The 4,242-nt window shown below is 44.5% G+C and carries 3 protein-coding genes; 1 reads left to right on the top strand and 2 read right to left on the bottom strand.

Translation table 11 applies throughout. The features are described 5' to 3' along the window. On the bottom strand, positions 1-680 hold a 680-nt coding region (locus AC4II3_RS30565), incomplete at its 3' end, for a hypothetical protein (RefSeq protein ID WP_490723000.1). A gap of 384 nt (positions 681-1,064) precedes the next feature. Then, positions 1,065-2,942: a DUF3370 family protein gene (locus tag AC4II3_RS30560; protein WP_488013375.1), complete on the bottom strand. Its 1,878-nt coding sequence runs from the start codon at positions 2,940-2,942 to the stop codon at positions 1,065-1,067. Between the two features lie 201 nt (positions 2,943-3,143). On the opposite strand from AC4II3_RS30560, the gene era reads away from it, so the two are divergent. After that, positions 3,144-4,172 (top strand): GTPase Era, encoded by a 1,029-nt coding sequence (era, locus tag AC4II3_RS30555; protein ID WP_488013373.1) that lies wholly within the window; start codon positions 3,144-3,146, stop codon positions 4,170-4,172. Positions 4,173-4,242: the final 70 nt, after the last annotated feature.

Raw genomic sequence — 4,242 nt, 5'->3', positions numbered from 1 at the left:
TGATTAACCTGATTAAGCTGATCAACTAAAGGAAAATATTTTCCTTGCCGATACTCCCAAGTGATGCCCTCGGGATCCCGAGAGCGACTCCACTGGCTGAAGTTTGGGTCAGTGCGCATCCTCTTGAGTAACCTGTCCCCACACCGCAAGCGATCGCACATCTTCTTCACACTGTAGGGTTCTACTAAAATTAGCTCTGATGAAGATTTAGCAGGAGTAATCTTCTTTTGTGTATTAGTTCCAGAGGTAGCTGATGGAAATGCTGTGGTTACATCGTCAGCTGGGAGAGCTTCGACGATATAATCTGCCAACGGCACCTCCTGGCTGTAAACCCCTTTAGTTGTGTGATACTTGATGATGCTTTCCCCGCTAAACCAATCTAGGGCTGTCCTCACAAAAAGCCACCCAGCTTGGGGAGACTTCTCCAGACATACTGGTGTCTTCTGGCCATTGGTAAGATTAACCAAGTTGTGTGTTGGCTTGAACATCCCCTTTTCGGGTATATACAGCTCATCTTGCTGACGTTTTCGTCTCGGACTACATTCGAGACAGTATTTAGGAGGCTTACCAGGATAGCACTCACGAGTAGTCATATGATTGCATTTGGGGCAAAAAAAGGTAACTGGACGGGTATGAATCGTACGAGTGTGAGCACGGACGATAAAGGTTTGAGAAGGCATAAGTGGTCAAGGTATCAATAGTTATCTAGCAACAGTTATCAACGAACCTGAGTGTGATATAGTTGTTCTGGTGCCGACAGCAATTCTAGGTATATCCCTAGGCACTGGCTGGCGTAACTATATCATCTCTATCATCTAGAGTAAGCATTTCTGCTGGTTTGATGATATTAGGCAAAACTTCGTCAGCAATAACTAAACTCCTAAATAGTTAATACTGATCGCTTTTGCTGGCATCAGCTATTTTTGATAAAGTTCAGTATGCTGCTAACGTTACACAATAGCAGATTCAGGCTAAATCCGTCAGACTACTAGAATCGAGCTCAATATTTGATTGTGCGATCGCACAATTGCGACCTTGCATTTGTGAGCCGATTTCTAATTTTCCTAACCCTCCAAAGTCCGAACTGTCAGCACCTGGGGTGGTGTCGAATCCGGGGGATAGAGAAAATCCACCTGTAGCTGCCTAACTTCTTCAGGGGCTAAATTCAACGTCACCAATGGATGCCCTGGCTGTCCTCGTCGCTGCACTAAATGTACATAGCGCGTTTGAGCCTTTCGATCATCATCATCATAATTTATTCTGAGTGTACCCCGAAAGAACACGTTTTCAACCAGTGGGTTCAAAAACAGCAGTCGATCAGTACCCCCCTCATCCTTCAATGGCGTTTGCAGCGATACCGTCACCGTTTGGGGTTGATTAGTAGTATTCTTCAATGGCAAAGTTAGATTGTATTCTACCCCATAATTACTGTGAGCAAAGTAGGCCGTATCGGGATAGCGCCTTAACATCGAACCACTTTGAATTTGCCCTGTACTCAGAGTAATCAGATGTAGAGTCCCCAGCACATAAGAAAACCCCTGCCCAAGCTGAGGAATACTCAAATAGTTAACATTTGGATTATCTTGAATCAGCACTTGCCATTGAGAACCTTGGGAAACACCAGCCACCCGACCAAACACCGTCGGTTCTTGAGGTGGTTCCAGAGGAGTGGGTATCGGTCCACGGGGTTGAGCTAAGCCTCCCGTATCCAGTAACTGTTGCCATTCTGCTACCGTAGGTTCTCGATAAATCCCATTGCCATCACGAGGGGCTTTCATCGCTAAGTTAGCCACATAAACCATTCCATCACTCCGTAAGCGCATCATGGTAGAACGACCATTGGAAGCTGGTGCTCGTTTAACTGGAATTGGCTGATTCATTAACATCTGGCTTTGTTTTGCCTTCAGCACCAGTTTGGCGGGAAACATTTCTTTGAGAATTCCCCTGAGTACATCATTCATCGTACGACTGCCAGGACCAGCATAGACTGTACCGTTGGGATTATCGACCATATCCGGCAACGAGATAAACGGTGCATCTGGGGTAGACAGATAACTCGCCCCTTGCAAGACGTCCACTGTAACAGGTGTGTCATTGGGATTATAAACTATTAATCCTTGGTAAAGGGGATGGGTTTCCGCCTGAGTCTCTGCTCTAGCAATATGGTGGGTAAAGATATCAAACCTTCCATTAAAGCCATAGTCAAGGTGGGCAGAAGGAACTTGTTTCCCTTCCGGTGAAAACGTAGACAGCAAAATTCCCTCACTTCTGACTAGTTCTGGACTATTGCTATTAAAGACAGGCACCTGATCCAATTGCCCTGGTAAACTACGAACATCATCAGGAGAAACGTCCACTCCAGCAATATACTGAGGTGGGACAGCATAGATGTTTAACGCCCGACACAGCAAAGCCGCTACTTCACCACGGGTAGCACTCTGATTTGGCTTGACCTGTTTGATATTGGGATAGTTAACCACAATAGTATTAATTGCTGCGGATGCGATCGCATTTTTAGCATACTGGGGAATCTGGCTAGCATCAGTAAAATACCGTCTGATAGTTCCATCGGGATCTGACGGGATAGGGAAATTCTTGGCTCCTGCTAAGACCGCGATCGCTTGCACTCGTGAAATCGACTCATTCGGTTTAAATCGTCTGCCAGGATAGCCCGAAAAAAATCTCCGCTTGTAGGCATCTTGAATCACATTTTTGGCCCAATGATTACTAGGTACGTCCAGAAAACGAATACCACCTCGTTGAATCGGCGCTGAGGGAAACGCATTCAGCATTAAGACGGCAAACTCAGCACGGGTAATTCTAGAATTAGGACGAAATTTACCATCGGGGTAACCACTGACCAACTTACGCTCTCGCAGTTGGTTGATACAATCTCTAGCCCAATGATTTTCCAGGTCAGGGAAAGTAGCGGTATTGGTCATCAGTAGTATTTAGTCTAAACTGCTTGAGTGTGGGCAACTAACTTGTAATTTTTTACTTCAAGCCCACGATCAATTGTATTTATGATATTGTTGCTCAATTAACCAGGGTGTTATCCCCTGTAACAACATCCTCAACATAGTCCCTATCTACGTTGGTAACATACATTTAAGAATAAAACCATAAAAACTACGATTGGTTCAATGACTGACAATTCTAAAATCCAAGACGAACAAAACTCGGAAGAGGATTCGACCATCGACTCTTCCCAAGATAACCTAGAGGAAAAAGTTATCAAGCCATCAGTTCTAGAAACTATTCCGGTTGCTCCAGAGGGCTTTAAGTCTGGCTTTGTGGCGATTGTGGGACGCCCGAATGTGGGGAAATCAACACTGATGAATAAACTAGTAGGGCAAAAAATTGCCATCACCTCGCCCGTGGCTCAAACCACCCGAAATCGGCTGCGAGGTATCTTGACCACACCCCAAGCTCAGTTGATTTTTGTGGATACGCCAGGGATTCACAAACCTCATCATCAACTGGGTAAGGTATTGGTAAAAAATGCCCAAATAGCCATTGAGTTAGTGGATGTGGTGCTGTTGGTGGTGGATAGTACAGTGGAGGCGGGAGGAGGCGATCGCTTTATTGTTGATCTACTGAGTAATACTAAGACACCAGTAATTTTTGGTGTTAACAAATCAGATATACAACCTCGCCAGAGTAGGGGAAAATCAATCGATGCTAGTTACGCTAAACTAGCTACTGCTCAAGGCTGGGAAGTCGTCAAATTTTCTGCCCTAACAGGTAATAACTTAGACCTATTACAGCAGAAATTAATTGAATGCTTAGAACCAGGGCCATATTATTATCCCCCTGACTTCTTAACCGACCAGCCAGAACGGTTTATCATGGGGGAATTGATTCGAGAGCAAATCTTACTCCTAACTCGTGAAGAAGTCCCCCACTCGGTTGCTATTACTATTGATTTAGTGGAGGAGCAACCAAAAATTACCCGTATTTTTGCTACGATTAATGTAGAGAGAGACTCCCAAAAAGGTATTTTGATTGGGAAAAAGGGTACTATGCTCAAACAAATTGGTACTGCGGCTCGTCAGCAACTTCAAAAGTTAGTCGCTGGTCAAGTTTACCTGGAATTGTTTGTGAAAGTAAAACCGAAATGGCGACAATCTCGCTTACGGTTATTAGAGTTGGGATATCGGGTGGAGAAGTAATAGTAATTACGCTATTATATAGCAAGTCTTATACCCATGAGGTACAAATTTTTAGGTTTTAGGTTTTAGG

The organism is Moorena sp. (assembly GCF_982860115.1).
This window is presented reverse-complemented; position numbering and strand designations above follow the sequence as displayed.

Coding starts and splice junctions, on each gene's coding strand:
- era (WP_488013373.1), top strand. CDS start 3,144: ATGACTGACAATTCTAAAATCCAAGACGAACAAAACTCGGAAGAGGAT.
- AC4II3_RS30560 (WP_488013375.1), bottom strand. CDS start 2,942: ATGACCAATACCGCTACTTTCCCTGACCTGGAAAATCATTGGGCTAGA.